The organism is Streptomyces sp. NPDC047971 (genome assembly GCF_040653355.1).
Taxonomy (GTDB): Bacteria; Actinomycetota; Actinomycetes; order Streptomycetales; family Streptomycetaceae; genus Streptomyces.
Map to the genome: position 1 here is coordinate 1 of NZ_JBEZNW010000004.1, position 16,338 is coordinate 16,338.

13 protein-coding genes and 2 rRNA genes are annotated in these 16,338 nt (G+C 71.6%); 8 read left to right on the plus strand and 7 right to left on the minus strand.

All coding sequences use genetic code 11. From position 1 onward, the window contains the following. Positions 1 to 74: ribosomal RNA gene (locus AB0D99_RS05505) — 23S ribosomal RNA — on the plus strand; the annotation flags it as partial. A 73-nt stretch (positions 75 to 147) separates the two neighbouring features. Then, a 5S ribosomal RNA gene (gene rrf, locus AB0D99_RS05510) occupies positions 148 to 264 on the plus strand. 105 nt (positions 265 to 369) lie between these two features. Here rrf and AB0D99_RS05515 read toward each other — a convergent pair. The 5 genes from AB0D99_RS05515 to AB0D99_RS05535 are packed head-to-tail and all read right to left on the minus strand — an operon-like array spanning position 370 to position 5,786. Then, a complete protein-coding gene (locus AB0D99_RS05515) occupies positions 370 to 1,680 on the minus strand; it encodes a DUF58 domain-containing protein (protein ID WP_362357231.1) in 1,311 nt (436 codons plus the stop codon). Positions 1,681 to 1,692: 12 nt separating this feature from the next. Continuing rightward, positions 1,693 to 2,676 (minus strand): MoxR family ATPase, encoded by a 984-nt coding sequence (locus AB0D99_RS05520; RefSeq protein ID WP_362357233.1) that lies wholly within the window; start codon positions 2,674 to 2,676, stop codon positions 1,693 to 1,695. Further along, positions 2,673 to 3,869, minus strand: coding sequence for a DUF4350 domain-containing protein (locus AB0D99_RS05525; protein WP_362357235.1), 1,197 nt, complete (start codon positions 3,867 to 3,869; stop codon positions 2,673 to 2,675). Before AB0D99_RS05525 ends, AB0D99_RS05520 begins: the two co-directional genes overlap by 4 nt. Then, positions 3,866 to 4,555 carry a DUF4129 domain-containing protein gene (locus AB0D99_RS05530; RefSeq protein WP_362357237.1) on the minus strand — a complete coding sequence of 230 codons (690 nt, stop codon included), beginning with the start codon at positions 4,553 to 4,555 and terminating at the stop codon, positions 3,866 to 3,868. The genes AB0D99_RS05525 and AB0D99_RS05530 overlap by 4 nt, the downstream gene beginning before the upstream one ends. A 4-nt stretch (positions 4,556 to 4,559) precedes the next feature. Further along, a complete protein-coding gene (locus AB0D99_RS05535) occupies positions 4,560 to 5,786 on the minus strand; it encodes a hypothetical protein (protein WP_362357239.1) in 1,227 nt (408 codons plus the stop codon). Positions 5,787 to 6,589: 803 nt separating this feature from the next. Here AB0D99_RS05535 and mtrA point away from each other — a divergent pair. The 6 genes from mtrA to AB0D99_RS05565 all read left to right on the plus strand — a co-directional run bounded on the left by mtrA (position 6,590) and on the right by AB0D99_RS05565 (position 14,301). Next, the gene (mtrA, locus tag AB0D99_RS05540) at positions 6,590 to 7,267 is read left to right on the plus strand and encodes a two-component system response regulator MtrA (RefSeq protein WP_009333493.1); all 678 of its coding nucleotides are present in this window, start codon (positions 6,590 to 6,592) and stop codon (positions 7,265 to 7,267) included. Between the two features lies 1 nt (position 7,268). After that, positions 7,269 to 9,281, plus strand: coding sequence for an MtrAB system histidine kinase MtrB (mtrB, locus tag AB0D99_RS05545; RefSeq protein WP_362357242.1), 2,013 nt, complete (start codon positions 7,269 to 7,271; stop codon positions 9,279 to 9,281). An 85-nt stretch (positions 9,282 to 9,366) separates the two neighbouring features. Further along, positions 9,367 to 11,139 (plus strand): LpqB family beta-propeller domain-containing protein, encoded by a 1,773-nt coding sequence (locus tag AB0D99_RS05550; protein ID WP_362357675.1) that lies wholly within the window; start codon positions 9,367 to 9,369, stop codon positions 11,137 to 11,139. A gap of 409 nt (positions 11,140 to 11,548) precedes the next feature. Then, positions 11,549 to 12,316 carry a ComF family protein gene (locus AB0D99_RS05555; RefSeq protein WP_362357244.1) on the plus strand — a complete coding sequence of 256 codons (768 nt, stop codon included), beginning with the start codon at positions 11,549 to 11,551 and terminating at the stop codon, positions 12,314 to 12,316. 330 nt (positions 12,317 to 12,646) lie between these two features. Next, the gene (gene raiA / locus AB0D99_RS05560) at positions 12,647 to 13,327 is read left to right on the plus strand and encodes a ribosome-associated translation inhibitor RaiA (RefSeq protein WP_362357246.1); all 681 of its coding nucleotides are present in this window, start codon (positions 12,647 to 12,649) and stop codon (positions 13,325 to 13,327) included. Between the two features lie 218 nt (positions 13,328 to 13,545). Continuing rightward, entirely contained in the window at positions 13,546 to 14,301 is a 756-nt protein-coding gene (locus tag AB0D99_RS05565) for a response regulator transcription factor (RefSeq protein WP_362357248.1), read from the plus strand. A gap of 21 nt (positions 14,302 to 14,322) precedes the next feature. Here the strand turns inward: AB0D99_RS05565 and AB0D99_RS05570 are convergent, their stop codons facing one another. Both AB0D99_RS05570 and AB0D99_RS05575 read right to left on the minus strand, forming a co-directional pair. After that, positions 14,323 to 15,486: a crosslink repair DNA glycosylase YcaQ family protein gene (locus AB0D99_RS05570; protein ID WP_362357250.1), complete on the minus strand. Its 1,164-nt coding sequence runs from the start codon at positions 15,484 to 15,486 to the stop codon at positions 14,323 to 14,325. A gap of 30 nt (positions 15,487 to 15,516) precedes the next feature. After that, the gene (locus tag AB0D99_RS05575) at positions 15,517 to 16,101 is read right to left on the minus strand and encodes a GNAT family N-acetyltransferase (RefSeq protein ID WP_362357252.1); all 585 of its coding nucleotides are present in this window, start codon (positions 16,099 to 16,101) and stop codon (positions 15,517 to 15,519) included. Positions 16,102 to 16,338: the final 237 nt, after the last annotated feature.

The following is a 16,338-nucleotide window of genomic DNA, read 5'->3' on the forward strand; positions in this document are numbered from 1 at the left end:
GGTTGATAGGCCGGATGTGGAAGCCCAGTAATGGGTGGAGCTGACCGGTACTAATAGGCCGAGGGCTTGTCCTCAGTTGCTCGCGTCCACTGTGTTAGTTCTGAAGTAACGACCGTGATTATGCCCGGTTGGTCAACTTCATAGTGTTTCGGTGGTCATAGCGTTAGGGAAACGCCCGGTTACATTCCGAACCCGGAAGCTAAGCCTTTCAGCGCCGATGGTACTGCAGGGGGGACCCTGTGGGAGAGTAGGACGCCGCCGAACAATCATTGTGGGAAAGCCCCGCACCTTCTGGTGCGGGGCTTTTCTGCGTTCAGGACCCGGGCAGTGGCCCATCTGTGGGCTCCCTTCGGGAGCCCACAGTCGTTTTCAGAGCCGGCCGGCCGCCTTCAGCGCGAGGTAGGCATCCGCGAGTGCCGGGGCGAGTTCGTCAGGCGTGGCGTCCACGACCGTGACTCCGTGGTGGCGGAGTTGTTCAGCCGTTCGCCGACGCTGGGCCTGGGCCTGTGTGGCGGCCGCGGCCTCGTAGACACCGTCGGTGGTCCCGCGTTTCGCCGCCATGGCGGCCGTGTGCGGATCGGCGACGGAAGCGATCAGAACCGTGTGGCGCTGGGTGAGCTGCGGCAGGACCGGGAGGAGGCCCTCTTCCACGGGGGCCGCGTCGAGACTCGTGAGGAGGACCAGCAGTGAGCGGCGCGGGGCCCGGGCAAGCGCGGTGGCGGCCAGGGAACGGGCGTCGGTCTCCACGAGCTGGGGTTCGAGCGGAGCGAGGGCGTTGACCACGGCGGGCAGCACGTCGGAGGCGGAGCGGCCCTGGACCTGGGCGCGGAGGCTGCGGTCGTAGGCCAGGAGGTCGACGCGGTCGCCGGCACGGGAGGCGAGCGCGGTGAGGAGAAGTGCGGCGTCCATTGCGGCGTCGAGGCGCGGGACGTCTCCGACGCGGCCCGCGGAGGTGCGGCCGGTGTCGAGAACGATCAGGATGTGGCGGTCGCGCTCGGGCCGCCAGGTGCGGACGGCGACGGTCGTCTGGCGGGCCGTGGCACGCCAGTCGATGGAGCGGGTGTCGTCACCGGGGACGTACTCGCGAAGGCTGTCGAACTCGGTGCCGTCACCTCGGGTGAGGACGCTTGTGCGGCCGTCGAGTTCGCGGAGGCGGGCAAGGCGTGAGGGCAGGTGCTTGCGGCTGTTGAACGGCGGCAGCACGCGGACCGTCCAGGGGACGTCGTGGTTGCCCTGTCGGGCGGCCAGGCCGAGGGGGCCGTAGGAACGGACCGTGACGCGCTCCGCGTGGCGATCTCCGCGGCGGGTCGGGCGCAGGGCCGTGGTGATCCGGCGGCGTTCGCCGGCGGGCACGGTGAGCTTCTGCCGGGACGCTGCCTGGCCGGTGCCCGGGAGCCAGCTGCTCGGTGGCCAGGCGTCGCGGAGTTGGGCGCGCAGGCGCCGCCGCGAGGTGTTGGTGACCGTGAGCTGTACCTCCGCGCCGTCACCCAGTCGAACTGTTGTGTCACCACTTCGGGTGAACTGCAGCGTTCGCACTGGCGCGGCCATCGCGTAGTCGCACAGAATTGCGAGTGAGAGAGGCGCGTTCACCGCGAGCATCCCCGTCCAGCTGGGGGCGAGGATGCCCACGGGCAGCGATCCGAGGGCGGCGAGCAACGCGGTTCGTCCGGTGAGGGCCATGGGGCGCCGTTCTCAGCGGGGTACGGGGACGTGGGCGAGGATCGAGTTGATGACGGAGTCGGCGGTGACGCCCTCCATCTCGGCCTCGGGCCGCAGTTGGACGCGATGGCGGAGGGTGGGCAGGGCCAGGGCCTTCACATCGTCCGGGGTGACGTAGTCCCGGCCGGTGAGCCAGGCCCAGGCGCGGGCGGTGGAGAGCAGGGCGGTGGCCCCTCGGGGGGAGACACCGAGGGTGAGTGAGGGGGATTCACGCGTGGCACGACAGATATCGACGACATAGCCGGCGATCTCGGGGGAGACGGAGGTCTTGGCGACGGCGTCGCGGGCTGCCTCCAGCGCGGCGGGGCCGGCGACCGGGCGGACACCGGCGGCCTTGAGGTCGCGGGGGTCGAAGCCGTTCGCGTGCCGGGTCAGGACGTTGACCTCGTCCTCTCGGGAGGGCAACGGGACGGTCAGCTTCAGCAGGAAGCGGTCGAGCTGGGCCTCGGGGAGGGGGTAGGTGCCCTCGTACTCGACCGGGTTCTGGGTCGCGGCGACCATGAACGGGTCGGGCAGCGGGCGAGGCGTTCCGTCGACGGTGACCTGGCGTTCCTCCATCGCCTCCAGGAGCGAGGACTGTGTCTTCGGAGGCGTGCGGTTGATCTCGTCGGCGAGCAGCAGGTTGGTGAAGACCGGACCGGGCTGGAAGGAGAACTCGGCGGTGCGGGCGTCGTAGACCAGTGAGCCGGTGACGTCGCTGGGCATCAGGTCCGGGGTGAACTGGACGCGCTTGGTGTCCAGTTCGAGTGTGGCTGCGAGCGCGCGGACGAGCAGTGTCTTCGCGACGCCGGGGACTCCTTCGAGGAGGACGTGTCCCCGGCAGAGCAGGGCGACGACGAGTCCGGTGACGGCGGGGTCCTGGCCGACCACCGCCTTCGCGATCTCGGTGCGCAGAGCCTCCAGGGAGGCGCGGGCGCTGTCCGAGTTCGTGGCGGTCTCGGGGGTCGGGGCGCTCATGAGGTGCGTACCTCTCTTTCGAGGGCGTCGAGTTGGTCTGCCAGGCGGATGAGAGCGGCGTCGTCGGCGGGAGCCGGGCCGAAGAGAAGGTCCCGGGGGTCCGCGGCGGCCTCGGTGAGGCGGGCGGAGATCGCGGGGAGCAGGGTCTCGGGGGAGTGGGCGTCCTGGGTGGCGACGCCGAGGAGCGGGGCGATCCGGGTGCGGGTGGCGGTGCGCAGCAGGGCGGCCGCGCGGTCGCGTGCGTTGCCCTTGCGGTAGAGGCGGGCGCGGCCCTCCGTGGCCTCGGAGGCCCGGATGGCCACGGGAAGACGTTCGGTCACCAGCGGGCCGAGGCGTCGGGCTCGCCAGATGGCGGCGAGGGCGGCGGCGAAGGCGAGTTGGAGGGTGCCCCAGAGCCAGCCCGAGGGGATGAGCGAGAGGAAGCTGTCGGCGGCGCTGTCGGAGGACTCGTCCTCGGCGGCGGAGGTGTCGGAGAGGGAGGGGAGGTACCAGACGAGATGGGTACGGGAGCCGAGGAGTTGCAGGGCGAGGGAGGCGTTGCCCTGCTCGTCGAGCCTTTCGTTGGTGAGGAAGTCCGCGGAGCCGAGGAGCACCGTGTCGCCGCCGGCGGTCGGGACGCGGAGCAGGGTGGCCTTTCCGCCGCTGAGGTAGCAGGTGTCGGCCGTGTCGATGTCGGTGGTGTACCGCTCGCCGCCGATGTCGACGCTGCCGGCGCGGACAGCGGCGGGCAAGGAGCACTGGGGCTCTCGGGTGGTCACCGAGGCGCTGGTGGCGACGGTGACGTCGGGGGCCAGGGTGTCGAGGGAGGGATGGCTCGCGCCGACGAGAACGGTTCGGCCGTGAGACTTCGTCATGGCCTCGCGCAGCGAGGACTGTTGAAGGTCGGTCAGCAGATCCGGGGTGGTGACCAGGAGAGTGCTGTCGGTCCCGGCGGCGGTGGTGACCTCGTCGAGTGTGGTGGCCACCTGGATGTCGACGCCCTGGGCCTTGAGGATCTCGGCGACGGCTCGGCTGCCGTTGGGGTCGGCGGAGCGGGGGTCGAGGTGGCCGTGGTGGTCGGAGGACTGCACGGTCGCCAGGACGATCCCGCCGATCAGAATCAGGCCGATGACGAGGAGTGCTCCCCGGGTCCGGGTCCAGATCTGGAGGGTCGAGAGGGAGGCCGAGGTGGCGCTGGTGCGCGGCCGGCTCATGTCGGCGCTCCCGTGGCTGCGGTGTCGAGGGCGGGCTTGGTCCGCTCCAGGGACAGGTCCAGTTCCTCGATGCGACGGTACGCGGGCTCGTCGGCGGTGCGACCGCCGTATGTGACGTCGTCGAAGGAGCGGGCGGCGGCGCGGAGTTCGTCCGTGTGGGACGGCAGGGAGCGGCCCGCCTCGGCGGCGGCCTCGTCGGCGGTGCGGCCGGGGCGGGGGTCGAGGAGGGTGCGTTCCTCCAGGGAGCGGACGATGGCGCGCATCCGCTCCTGGACCGCCTGGTTCCAGCGGCCGGCGGAGGCGTGTCGGGCGGCGGCGGTCCGGTGCTGGGCGGCGGTGCGGGGCCCGTCCTCGAAGAGAGAGTCCCCCGAGGCAGAGGTCCGCTGCGGGGTGCCGAGCCGCCACCAGAGGGCGGCGACCAGGGCGAGCACGACCACGACGATCACGAGAAGTCCCAGCAGGCCCCCGGGGGTTGCCCCGGAGGCCGAGTCGAAGAGGTCGCCGACCCACTCCCAGAATCGGTCGAGGCCGCGTTCGAGGAGGCTGGGGTCGTTCTCGTGGTACATCGGTTTGGACAGTTCCCGCTCCGCCGCCTCCCGGGCGGGGACGCGGGGGATGTCCAGTGGTACGTCGTCGGCGTCCTGGATCGGCCACCGCGCCGTGATCATGCCCCCCGTGATGTGCACCCCGTCAGCTCCCGGTGGCGTGTTCGCCGGGGGCGGGACCGTAGCCGGGAACGCCGGCGGCTCGGGCGAGTTCGAGGTCCAGGGCTTCGCGGCGGATGCGCTGGTCCACGTAGAGGAGGACGGTGACACCGGCGGAGATCGGGTAGGTGATCGCGCTGGTGATCACGCCGCCGATGCCGGTGATGATCAGGAACGGCCAGCCGAACTCGGGGGTGGAGCCGGAGGCCAGGCCGCTGAGGCCCTCGCCGTCGACGGCGAGCGCGAGCATGGCGAAGGGGACCGTGATGATCATCCCCACGATGAAGAGCAGCAGCTGTGTCAGCAGCGTGATGCCGAAGATGCGCCACCAGGAGCCCTGGACGAGCTTGGCGGAGCGCTTCATCGACTGGAGGACGCCCTGTCGCTCCAGCATCAGGGCCGGCGAGGCCAGACTGAAGCGGACCATGAGCCAGACGACGACGACCACGCCGGCGATGGCACCGAGGACGATGAGCGCGCCGTCGGTCACCTCGCCGAGGAGGATTCCGGGCAGCATGGCGCCGAACACGATCGCCGCGCTCATCAGGGGGAGCAGCAGGGTCAGACCGAGCAGACGGAGCAGTCGCGGGCGGGCCTCCTGCCAGGCCGCGCCGATCGAGACCGGGCGCCCGAGGACCGCGCGGCTGATCACCACGGTGAGGAGCGCGGCGCTCACCAGCGTCGCCATCAGGAGGATGAGGATCGCGGGGATCGAACCGATCAGCGAGGTCTGCAGGGACTCGCCGAGCTGCGCGATGGCCTCGTCGGGGGAGGCGTTCGGGTCGACCGCGGGCGGCGTCGGGACCAGGAACCGCTGGACGAGGATGTCGGCGACCTGCGAGATCACGGCGACGGTGACCGTGATGGTCAGGACCGTGCGCCAGTAGGTACGCATCGTGGAGACGGCGCCGTCGAGGATCTCGCCCATGCCCAGGGGGCGCAGCGGGATCACACCGGGCTTGGCGGCCGGCGGCTTGCCCCAGTTCCCGTGGTGCGGCGGGCCGCCCCAGCCCTGGCCGGGCCGGGGCGCGGGGGCCTGGCCGGGCACGGGGGTGGTCGGCGGGGACCACTGTCCGGCGGGCGGCTGGTCCTTGGACCACTGGGGGGCGGAGCCGTTCGCGTCACCGGGCGTCGCGGGCCGGGGAACCCCGGTTCCGTTCTCGCCGTCGGAGGGAGCAGATCCGGGCGAGGTCCAGCCCGGAGTGTCGTTCACGGTCGTCCACCTCGAGGAATGGTCGCGGGGCCGGCTCGGCGAGCCGACGCGGTCTCAGTGGCCGATCGCCTGTGCGGGCGGCGGGCCGGTGCCATCGTGCCACGAGGGGCCCACCGGTGGGCGGGGCCTGCTGTCTCCATTCTCTTCTTCCTCGTGGGCGCTCCCGAGGGCAGAGGGGGGCGGATGCCTGATCAGTCCGTACAAACCGCGGCGGCGGGCGGAGCGGGTGCGGGGGCTCCGGATTCGAACGGGGTTATGGAGGGGCCCGGCCGGTGCCGTGGTCGCCGTTGCTCACCGCCGCGCCTCCGGTGGGGGTCTCGGCTTCGGGGGCGGCGCGGGCCGCCCCGGCCGGTCGGCGGCGCTCCGGCGGTTCGTCAGAGCGGTGGGGGATCCCGTGGCCGCGAGCGGGGCCGGGTGGCGCTGGAGCTTCTCGCCGAGGTCCGTGTGGAGGCGGGGCGCGGAGGAGGGGTGCGGAGTATCGGGTCTGCTGGGGGCCAGGGGCGTCGCACAGGTCCGAGACCTCCGGTCCCGGAGCGCGGAGCGCGGCTCGACGGTGGGTGTCGAGCGGCGCCGGTGCCCGCGCGGTCCGCCGAGGAGATCTTCTCCCGGGCATGGGCCGCGGCCAGCCGCTCGGGGTACGGTTCTGGGCGACCACAACGGGGCCACGGGCGTGACTTCCATGTCTGACATCAACACCCACAGACACCGGCAGCCAACGGCGAGCAATCGCGGACGTCACCGCAGCTCAGTGAGGTATCTCACCAGCCGCCTTAGGACTGATACGGAAATGGGATGATGTCGATATGAAGGGACGCGTTCTTGTCGTCGACGACGACACCGCACTGGCCGAGATGCTCGGCATCGTGCTGCGGGGCGAAGGGTTCGAGCCGTCGTTCGTAGCGGACGGCGACAAGGCGCTCGCCGCATTCCGTGAGGCCAAGCCGGACCTGGTGCTGCTGGACCTGATGCTGCCCGGCAGGGACGGCATCGAGGTGTGCCGGCTCATCAGGGCCGAGTCCGGTGTACCCATCGTCATGCTCACGGCCAAGAGCGACACCGTCGACGTGGTGGTGGGACTCGAGTCCGGGGCCGACGACTACATCGTCAAGCCGTTCAAGCCGAAGGAGCTCGTCGCCCGCATCCGGGCGCGGCTGCGGAGGTCGGAGGAGCCCGCGCCGGAGCAGCTCGCCATCGGCGATCTGGTCATCGACGTGGCCGGTCACTCGGTGAAGCGGGACGGGCAGTCCATCGCCCTGACGCCGCTCGAGTTCGATCTGCTGGTCGCGCTGGCCCGTAAGCCGTGGCAGGTGTTCACCCGCGAGGTCCTGCTGGAGCAGGTCTGGGGCTACCGGCACGCTGCCGACACCCGGCTCGTGAACGTGCACGTCCAGCGGCTGCGCTCGAAGGTCGAGAAGGACCCGGAGCGCCCCGAGATCGTGGTGACCGTCCGTGGTGTCGGCTACAAGGCGGGGCCGAGCTGACATGAGCATAGGCAGTACTGCTCCGAAGCCCGGGGACCCGGGAGTCCGGTCGGGGCGGACTGCCGGACCGAGGCGGGGGGGCTCGCGATTCGGCCGTCTGCTCCGTGGTGGACGGCTGCTCCAGGACGGGGCGCCGGGTGGACCGGTGCTCCGGCTCCTCGCCCGATGGGTGCGCCGTCCGCTGCTGCCCGCCGTGCGGCTGTGGCGGCGCAACCTCCAGCTCCGTGTGGTCGCGGGCACCCTGCTGATGTCACTCGGCGTGGTGCTCCTGCTCGGCCTGGTCGTCATAGGCCAGGTCCGCAACGGTCTGCGTGATGCCAAGGAACAGGCCGCGCAGAGCCAGGCCGCCGGTGGTTTCTCGGCTGCCCAGGACAAGGCGGCGACGACCCCGTACGTGCCCGGAGGGCAGGACGGCGGGCGCGCCGGTGCCTCGCTGACCTGGCGCTCCACGCTGGTGGAGCAGCTCGCCAGTGGCGGCCAGAGCGCGTTCAACGTGGTCGCGCTGTCCCTGGAGGATTCGGACGGGCCCGCCAGCCGGGGCGCCCGTGCCTCCGGCGAGGTCGATCCGGCCACGAGCATCCCCGACGAACTGCGGCACTCCGTCGGCCAGGGCGCGGGCACCTTCCAGACGTACACCCGGATCCACTACACCAACGGCAAGGACTCCGAGGCCGGGCTCGTCATCGGCAAGCGGCTCAACGACGCCGAGGGCACCCAGTACGAGCTGTACTACCTCTTCCCGCTGACGCACGAGGAGGACTCCCTCGCGCTGGTGAAGGGCACGCTGGCGACCGCCGGGCTGTTCGTGGTCGTGCTGCTCGGAGCCATCGCCTGGCTGGTGGTCCGGCAGGTCGTCACGCCCGTCCGGATGGCGGCGGGGATCGCGGAGCGGCTCTCGGCCGGTCGTCTGCAGGAGCGGATGAAGGTCACCGGCGAGGACGACATCGCCCGGCTCGGTGAGGCCTTCAACAAGATGGCGCAGAACCTCCAGCTCAAGATCCAGCAGCTGGAGGAGCTCTCGCGGATGCAGCGCCGGTTCGTCTCGGACGTGTCGCACGAGCTGCGGACACCGCTGACGACGGTACGGATGGCGGCGGACGTCATCCACGAGGCGCGGGTCGACTTCGACCCCGTCACCGCGCGCTCCGCCGAGCTGCTCGGCGACCAGCTGGACCGTTTCGAGTCGCTGCTCGCCGATCTGCTGGAGATCAGCCGGTTCGACGCGGGTGCCGCGGCGCTGGAGGCCGAGCCGATAGACCTGCGCCAGGTCGTCCGGCGGGTCATCGGTGGCGCGGAGCCGCTCGCCGAGCGCAAGGGCGGCCGGATCGTGGTCGTCGGCGACGAGCAGCCGGTCGTGGCCGAGGCGGATGCCCGCCGGGTCGAGCGGGTGCTGCGTAATCTGGTCGTCAACGCCGTCGAGCACGGCGAGGGCCGGGACGTGATCGTCCGGCTGGCCGCCGCGGGCGGCGCCGTCGCCGTGGCCGTACGGGACTACGGCGTGGGTCTCAAGCCCGGCGAGGCGACCCGGGTCTTCAACAGGTTCTGGCGGGCCGACCCCGCACGCGCGCGCACCACCGGCGGTACGGGCCTGGGCCTGTCGATCGCGGTGGAGGACGCGCGGCTGCACGGCGGCTGGCTCCAGGCATGGGGCGAGCCCGGCGGCGGCTCGCAGTTCCGGCTCACCCTGCCGAGGACGGCGGACGAGCCCCTGCGCGGCTCCCCGATCCCGCTGGAGCCGGAGGACTCGCGGCGCAACCGTGAGCAGGCGGCGGCCGCCGAGCGGGCGCAGGAGAGCGGGGCACGCCGCATGACCGTGCCGGTGCAGACCGCGGGGGACCGGCCGGCGCTGCCCGTGCCGCCGAGGCTGCCCACGGTGCCGCGGGCCACGGTGGATCCGACGGCCCTGCCGGGCAATGGCGCGCGGGTGGTCGCGCGGACGTCGGCCGAGGCCGACAGCGGTGAGTCGATGGCGTCGGCGAACGCCGAGGGGGAGGACGGAACAGGTGAGCGCTGACTCTCGAGGGCAGCGGTCGTCCGGTGCCGTGCGGGCGGGTGTGCTGTTCGCCTGCGGCGGTGTGCTGGCGACCGGCTGCGCGACGATGCCCGACAGCGGGGACGTACGGCAGGTGAAGGCGTCCAACCCGGGCGACTCGCAGGTCCGGGTGTACGCCGTGCAGCCTCGGGAGAACGCGGAGCCCGACGAGATCGTCGACGGTTTCCTGGAGGCGATGACCAGCGACGACCCCGGTTTCGCCACGGCACGGAAGTATCTGACGAAGGAGGCCGCGCGGACCTGGAAGCCCGGCCAGAGCATCACCGTGCTCACCACGGCGCCGGACCGTGAGCAGGCGGACCGGATCGCGGACCCGGAGAGCCAGGGGCGGTCGTATCCGATCCGCGGCCGGCAGATCGCCACGGTGGACGCCCGCCACGCGTACCAGCCGATGAGCCCTGCCGAGTACAAGGACTTCATCCACGTGGTGCAGCAGCCCTCCGCGGACGGCAAGGGCAAGGAGTGGCGCATCGACCACCTGCCGTCGGGGCTCGTGCTCAGTGAGGCCGACTTCCAGCGCAACTACCGCTCCGTCAACAAGTACTACTTCGCCTCGGGGCAGGAGTGGGTCGTCGCCGACCCGGTGTACATCCGGCAGCGGCAGGATCCGGTGACCCGGATGGACCCGGTGACCCAGACCGTCAAGGCGCTGCTCGAAGGTCCGACGAACTGGCTGAAGCCGGCGGTGGATTCGCGTTTCCCCTCCGGTACGGAGCTGAAGGAGGGCGTCACCTCGCTGACCACGGACGACCAGTCCACGCTGAAGGTGCCACTCAACGCCAAGGCCGACCGGGTGGGCGGGGAGGTGTGCCGGCGGATGGCGGCTCAGTTGCTCTTCACGCTGGGCGATCTGACGTCAGTACGGGTCGAGCAGGTGGAGCTCCAGCGGGGTTCGGACGGCGGGCGGCTCTGTGTGCTGTCGAAGGCGCAGGCGGAGGAGTTCGCCCCGGTCCACGACTCGGGCCGGGCGGAGAACCCGTTCTTCGTCGACGAGCACGGCATGGTGAAGACGCTGCCGGTCGGTGGCAAGGAGGACGCGGAGGCGGACGCGACGCTCGGGCCCTTCGGCAAGGGCGCGATGCCGCTGCGGTCGGTCGCGGTGGACCGTGAGGAGAGCCGGGCGGCCGGGGTCGGCAAGGACGGGCGCGAGCTGCGCGTGGCGTCGATCCTCTCCGACGACGAGCTGCCTCCCGCGCTGGTGTCGAGCGGCGCGGCACGGCCCGAGGACCGGTTGTCCGCGCCGAGCTGGGACGGGCGGGGCGACCTGTGGGTCGCGGACCGCGACCCCGTGAAGCCGCGTCTGTGGATGGTCCCGGGAGGCGCCGGGGAACCCGTCGAGGTCCGGGCGCCGTGGCTGGCGGACGGGGCCCGGGTCGAATCGCTGAGGGTCTCCGCGGACGGTGTGCGGATCGCCCTGCTGCTCAAGGAGAAGGAAGGCCGCACCATCCTGAAGATCGGCCGGGTGGAGCGGGAGGGCAGCGGGACGCAGCAGGCGGTGTCGGTCACCGATCTGCAGCCCGTGGCGCCGCGGATGGAGAACGTCACCGCCGTGTCCTGGGCCGGTCCGAGCCGGCTCGTCATGGTCGGCAAGGAGGCGGGTGGCGTCCAGCAGATCCGCTACATCCAGACGGACGGCGCGACCTCGACGGCCTCGGTGCTGCCCGGCCTGAACGGGGTGACGGCCGTCGCCGCGCCGAACGACGAGCGCGCTCCGGTGGTCGCCTACTCGGGCAACGACGGCATCGTGCGCCTGATGCCGGGCGCGAACTGGCAGCGGATGGGCAAGGTCGCGGGCTCCGCACCGGTCTACCCGGGCTGACCAGCGGCTCCGTACGGTCTCTCCGGGCTGACCAGCGGCTTCGTCGGGTCTATCCAGGCTGGCCACCGGACGCGGAGTTCCCCGGCCCTCCGGCCGAGACCGGACGCGGACGTCCCCGGCCCTCCCGGCCGGGCCCGGGAGGGGCCCGGCCTGCCGCCCGTGACCGCCTGGCCGGGCCTCTGGCGTGGGCCCCTGGCCGTGACGCCGTGCCCCGGGCGGGCCCGCCGCCGGTGGGGCCGGTGGCCGGGCCGGGCCCCCGAGCGTGGGCGCCGTGACCGCCTGGCCGGGCCCGCCCGCCGGTTGGGTCGGCCGCCTGGCCGCCGCGCCCCGTCGCCCACCGCCCCGTCGTCCCGTTGCCCCGTTGTCCACAGGGGTGGCCGCCCGGGTCCGGCAGGAGGACAGTGGAGCCATGCGGGGGTGGTGGCGCGAGATCGCCGGACTGGTGCTGCCGGTCGCCTGTGGAGGCTGCGGCAGGCCCCGGACGGAGTTGTGCCCGCGGTGCGCGGACGAGCTGACGGGCCCCGGACCGCGCAGGGTGCGGCCCGTTCCCGAGCCGGCCGGGCTGCCGGTCGTCCATGCCTCGGCGCCGTACGCCGGGTCCGTACGCTCGCTGCTTCTCGCCCACAAGGAGCGTGGCGCGCTCCGTCTCGCCGGACCTCTCGGGTCGGCGCTCGCCGGCGCCGTGGAGGCTGCTGCCAGCCGCTGTGACGCCTCCGGGACGGGCCCCCTTCTCCTTGTACCGGTGCCCTCGTCACGTCGCTCGGTGCGGGCGCGTGGCCACGATCCGACCCGGCGCATCGCGCTCGCGGCGGCGGGCCGGCTGCGCGATCGGGGGAGGGCCGCCCGGGTGATTCCGGTGCTGCGCCAGCGCCGCGTCGTGGCCGACCAGTCGGGGCTCGGCGCCCGTGGACGGTTCGCCAACCTGGCCGGGGCGCTGCAGGTGGTGGCCGGCGGCGCGCGGCTGATGGAGGGAGGCCGCGTGGTGCTCGTCGACGATCTGATGACCACGGGCGCCTCGTTGACGGAGGCGGCCCGGGCACTGGGTGCCGTACACCCGCCGTTCATTCGGGCACGGAGTGAAGGCATGGAACGGAGCGCGCCGGAAAGGGGATTCGTACACGCGCCGGCGGCGGTGGTCGCTTGTTCTCCGGCGTCGTTCGAAATAAACCGGAACTGACGAAGAGCTTGCATCGTTGCAGGTGGTGAGAGGTGAGAACACCCGAACGGGGGTATGTCGCGGTAGCGGGTGCCGACACCCGTCCGAACGAGCTATGTTCGGTTGTGAGGAATGGCGAATGCTACGCCTCAGCGAATGCACGGGTGCGCCTACAGGACAGGAGTTCAGGGCGAATTAACCTCGGATCGGTGGGGTGGGGATCTTGCCGGCTGGGGAGGAGGAGGTGAAAGTCGCCAAGTCCGAGGCTCCGGCATTCACCGGAGTCTGGTGCAAAGGGAGAAGCTCGACGGCCGAGGAGCCGTTCTGAGCGATCCGGGAACGGAGTTCTGCGTGGACATCGTCGTCAAGGGCCGCAAGACCGAGGTGCCCGAGCGGTTCCGCAAGCACGTGGCCGAGAAGCTGAAGCTGGAGAGAATCCAGAAGCTCGACGGCAAGGTGATCAGCCTCGACGTCGAGGTGTCCAAGGAGCACAACCCGCGGCAGGCCGACAGGTCCGACCGTGTAGAGATCACCCTCCACTCCCGAGGCCCGGTGATCCGGGCAGAAGCGGCGGCAGGCGACCCGTACGCAGCACTCGACCTCGCCAGCGACAAGCTGGACGCGCGACTGCGCAAGCAGCACGACAAGCGGTACACCCGCCGAGGAAACGGCAGGCTGTCGGCCGCCGAGGTCGCCGATGTGGTGCCGGGCGTCGCCCAGCTCAACGGAAACGGCGAGCTGGTGGGCGAGGAGTCCGGTGGAGTGCCCACCACGATGATGGGCTCGATCGAAGTGCAGGGCGAAGGCCCGCTGGTGGTCCGCGAGAAGACGCACCGGGCCGCCCCCATGACCCTCGACCAGGCGCTCTACGAGATGGAGCTCGTCGGTCACGACTTCTATCTGTTCGTCGACTCCGACACCAAGCAGCCGAGTGTCGTCTACCGGCGGCACGCGTACGACTACGGCGTCATCCATCTGGAGAGCGACCCGCTCGCCGAGGGCGGCGGCGCCGGTGGTGCCCTCGGCGGCTGACCCACAGCCCCAGCACCACCCCTACTCTGTCCGTCACGGTGCCCCTGGAGCGCCCCATGCGCCCCCAGGGGCACCCCCGTGCGCCCCCGTGGTCACCACGGGATCACCGCACTGTCCGCCGGGCATGAAATCATGGCGTGCACGCCAACCGGTGCTTTGAGAGCAGCGGTTGGAGGACCGAACACGAATTCAGGCCACGGCCTTCAGGGGGAGGAACGATGGCGGACAGCTTCGGGCCGGTGCACAGCGGGCGAGAGCCTGATGGCGCGGCCACCCCCGAGCGATCGGAATCGGACAGCGGGGACTCCCGCAAAGAGCCGATCCGGGTCCTCGTGGTCGACGACCATGCCCTCTTCCGTCGTGGCCTGGAGATCGTCCTCGCCCAGGAGGAGGACATTCAGGTCGTCGGCGAGGCGGGCGACGGGGCGGAGGCCGTCGACAAGGCGGCCGATCTGCTGCCCGACATCGTGCTGATGGATGTCCGGATGCCCAAGCGCGGCGGTATCGAGGCATGCACCTCCATCAAGGAGGTGGCCCCCAGCGCGAAGATCATCATGTTGACGATCAGCGACGAGGAGGCCGATCTCTACGACGCGATCAAGGCGGGCGCGACCGGCTATCTCCTGAAGGAGATCTCCACCGACGAGGTCGCCACCGCGATTCGCGCGGTGGCCGACGGCCAGTCGCAGATCAGCCCGTCGATGGCGTCCAAACTCCTCACGGAGTTCAAGTCGATGATCCAGCGCACGGACGAACGCCGACTGGTACCGGCACCCCGGCTGACCGACCGCGAGCTCGAAGTCCTCAAGCTCGTCGCGACCGGGATGAACAACCGGGACATCGCCAAGCAGTTGTTCATCTCCGAGAACACGGTGAAGAACCACGTGCGCAACATCCTGGAGAAGCTCCAGCTGCACTCCAGGATGGAGGCCGTGGTCTACGCGATGCGGGAGAAGATCCTCGAGATCCGCTGACGGAGGAAGGCGTCCGCCGGATCAGCCGAGCGCGGCCGTCAGCGGGGCGATCAGCTCCGGGCGGTCCGCCCGCTCGATCCGTACGGAGTCGCAGCCGACCCACTCGGCCGCCTCCCGCAGCGCCTGCGCCATCGGTGCGACGGCCTTGGGGGACTCCAGCGACAGCTGCCTGGCCACCAGCGTCCTGCCGTCGCGCGCCGGGTCCACGCGGCCCACCAGCCTGCCGCCCGCGAGGAGCGGCATGGCGAAGTAGCCGTGCACCCGCTTCTGCTTCGGTACGTACGCCTCCAGGCGGTGGGTGAAGCCGAAGATCCGCTCCGTGCGCGGCCGCTCCCAGATCAGCGAGTCGAACGGCGACAGCAGCGTCGTCCGGTGCCGGCCGCGCGGCTCCGTCGCCAGCGCCGCGGGATCCGCCCAGGCCGGCTTGGCCCAGCCCGCCACCGTCACCGGCACGAGGCCGGACGCCTCCACCACCGCGTCGAACGCCTCGCCCTTGATCCGGTGGTAGTCGGCGATGTCGGAGCGCGTGCCCACGCCCAGGGCCTCGCCCGCCTGCCGCACCAGCCGCCGCAGACACTCCGTGTCGTCCAGGTCGGCCTGGAGCAGGGCGTCCGGGATCGCCCGCTCGGCGAGGTCGTAGACGCGCTTCCAGCCGCGGCGCTCGGTGCAGACCACCTCGCCGTACATCAGCGCCCGCTCGACGGCGATCTTCGACTCGGACCAGTCCCACCACTCGCCCTTGTTCTTCGCGCCGCCGAGCTCCGTCGCGGTCTGCGGGCCCTCGGCGCGCAGCTGCTTGATCACGGCGTCGTACGCCCCGTCGGGCAGGTGGTGGTGCCACTGCGGGCGGGCACGGTAGGAACGGCGCCGGAACGCGAAGAGCGGCCACTCCTCGACCGGCAGGATGCAGGCCGCGTGCGACCAGTACTCGAAGGCGTGCCCCTCGGTCCAGTACGCGTCCTCGACCGTCCTGCGGCCCACCGCGCCCAGCCGGGCGTAGGGGATCAGCTCGTGCGAGCGGGCCAGGACGGAGATCGTGTCGAGCTGCACCTGCCCCAGATGCCGCAGCACGCCCCGCACCCCGGCGCGGCGGTCGGGCGCGCCCAGGAACCCCTGGGCGCGCAGGGCGATCCGGCGGGCTTCGTCCGCGGACAGTTCGGCAACGGGCGGCGGCGCAGTCGTCATGATCCGCACCCTAGAGGCAGGCACTGACATTCATCCCGGGGTCCGGGAAGTCGCCGCCACGTACGGCAGGGCGCACGGCAGGCCGAGGTCCGACGGCAGCAGGGCGCCGACCCAGACGTCCCGCAGCACTCCGTTGTTCGGCAGCGCGGCGCGCAGCACGCCCTCGACCGTGAAACCGGCCTTCTCCGCGGTCGCCCGCGAGCCCTGGTTGCCGACCTCGGCGCGCCACTCCAGGCGCGTGCAGCGCAGCTCCGTGAAGGCCCATTCGGCGAGCGCGAGGACCGCCTCGGTCATGTAGCCGCGGCCCCGGTGCTCCTCGGCGGTCCAGAACCCGACCTCCCAGGTGCCCGAGCGCGGGTGGTGCAGGGCGACGGCGGCGAGGAGCGGGCCGCCGTCCCGGAGGCGTACGGCGAAGCTGTACTCCGTGTCGTCGCGCCAGCCGTCGGGGACGACGCGGTTCAGGAAGAACTCGGCGTCCTGGCGCCCGTAGGGCGAGGGGACGGTCGTCCAGCGCTGGATCTCGGGGTCCTGGCAGATCGCGTGGACCTCGTCGACGTCCTCGGGCGCGAACCTGCCGAGGGCCAGGCGTTCCGTGATCAGTGTCTTCGGCTCCATGACGGAATTCTGGTGAGCGGAGCGTTGCGAAGCGAACACTTTTCGGACCCTGCGGCACCTTCGGCGCGTCTCGAGCGTTCTCATTCCGGGCGGCGGTGACGCTCCGGCCTTCGGGCCTCCCGGCGCGGCGGCGGTCTCGCTTACGATGGCCGTTGCGGTGGGGACCACCTGCCGTGCCCGCGCCCGAGTCCATCACAAGACCCAGTGCCAGGCCCGACCGGCAAGGAGACCAGCCTC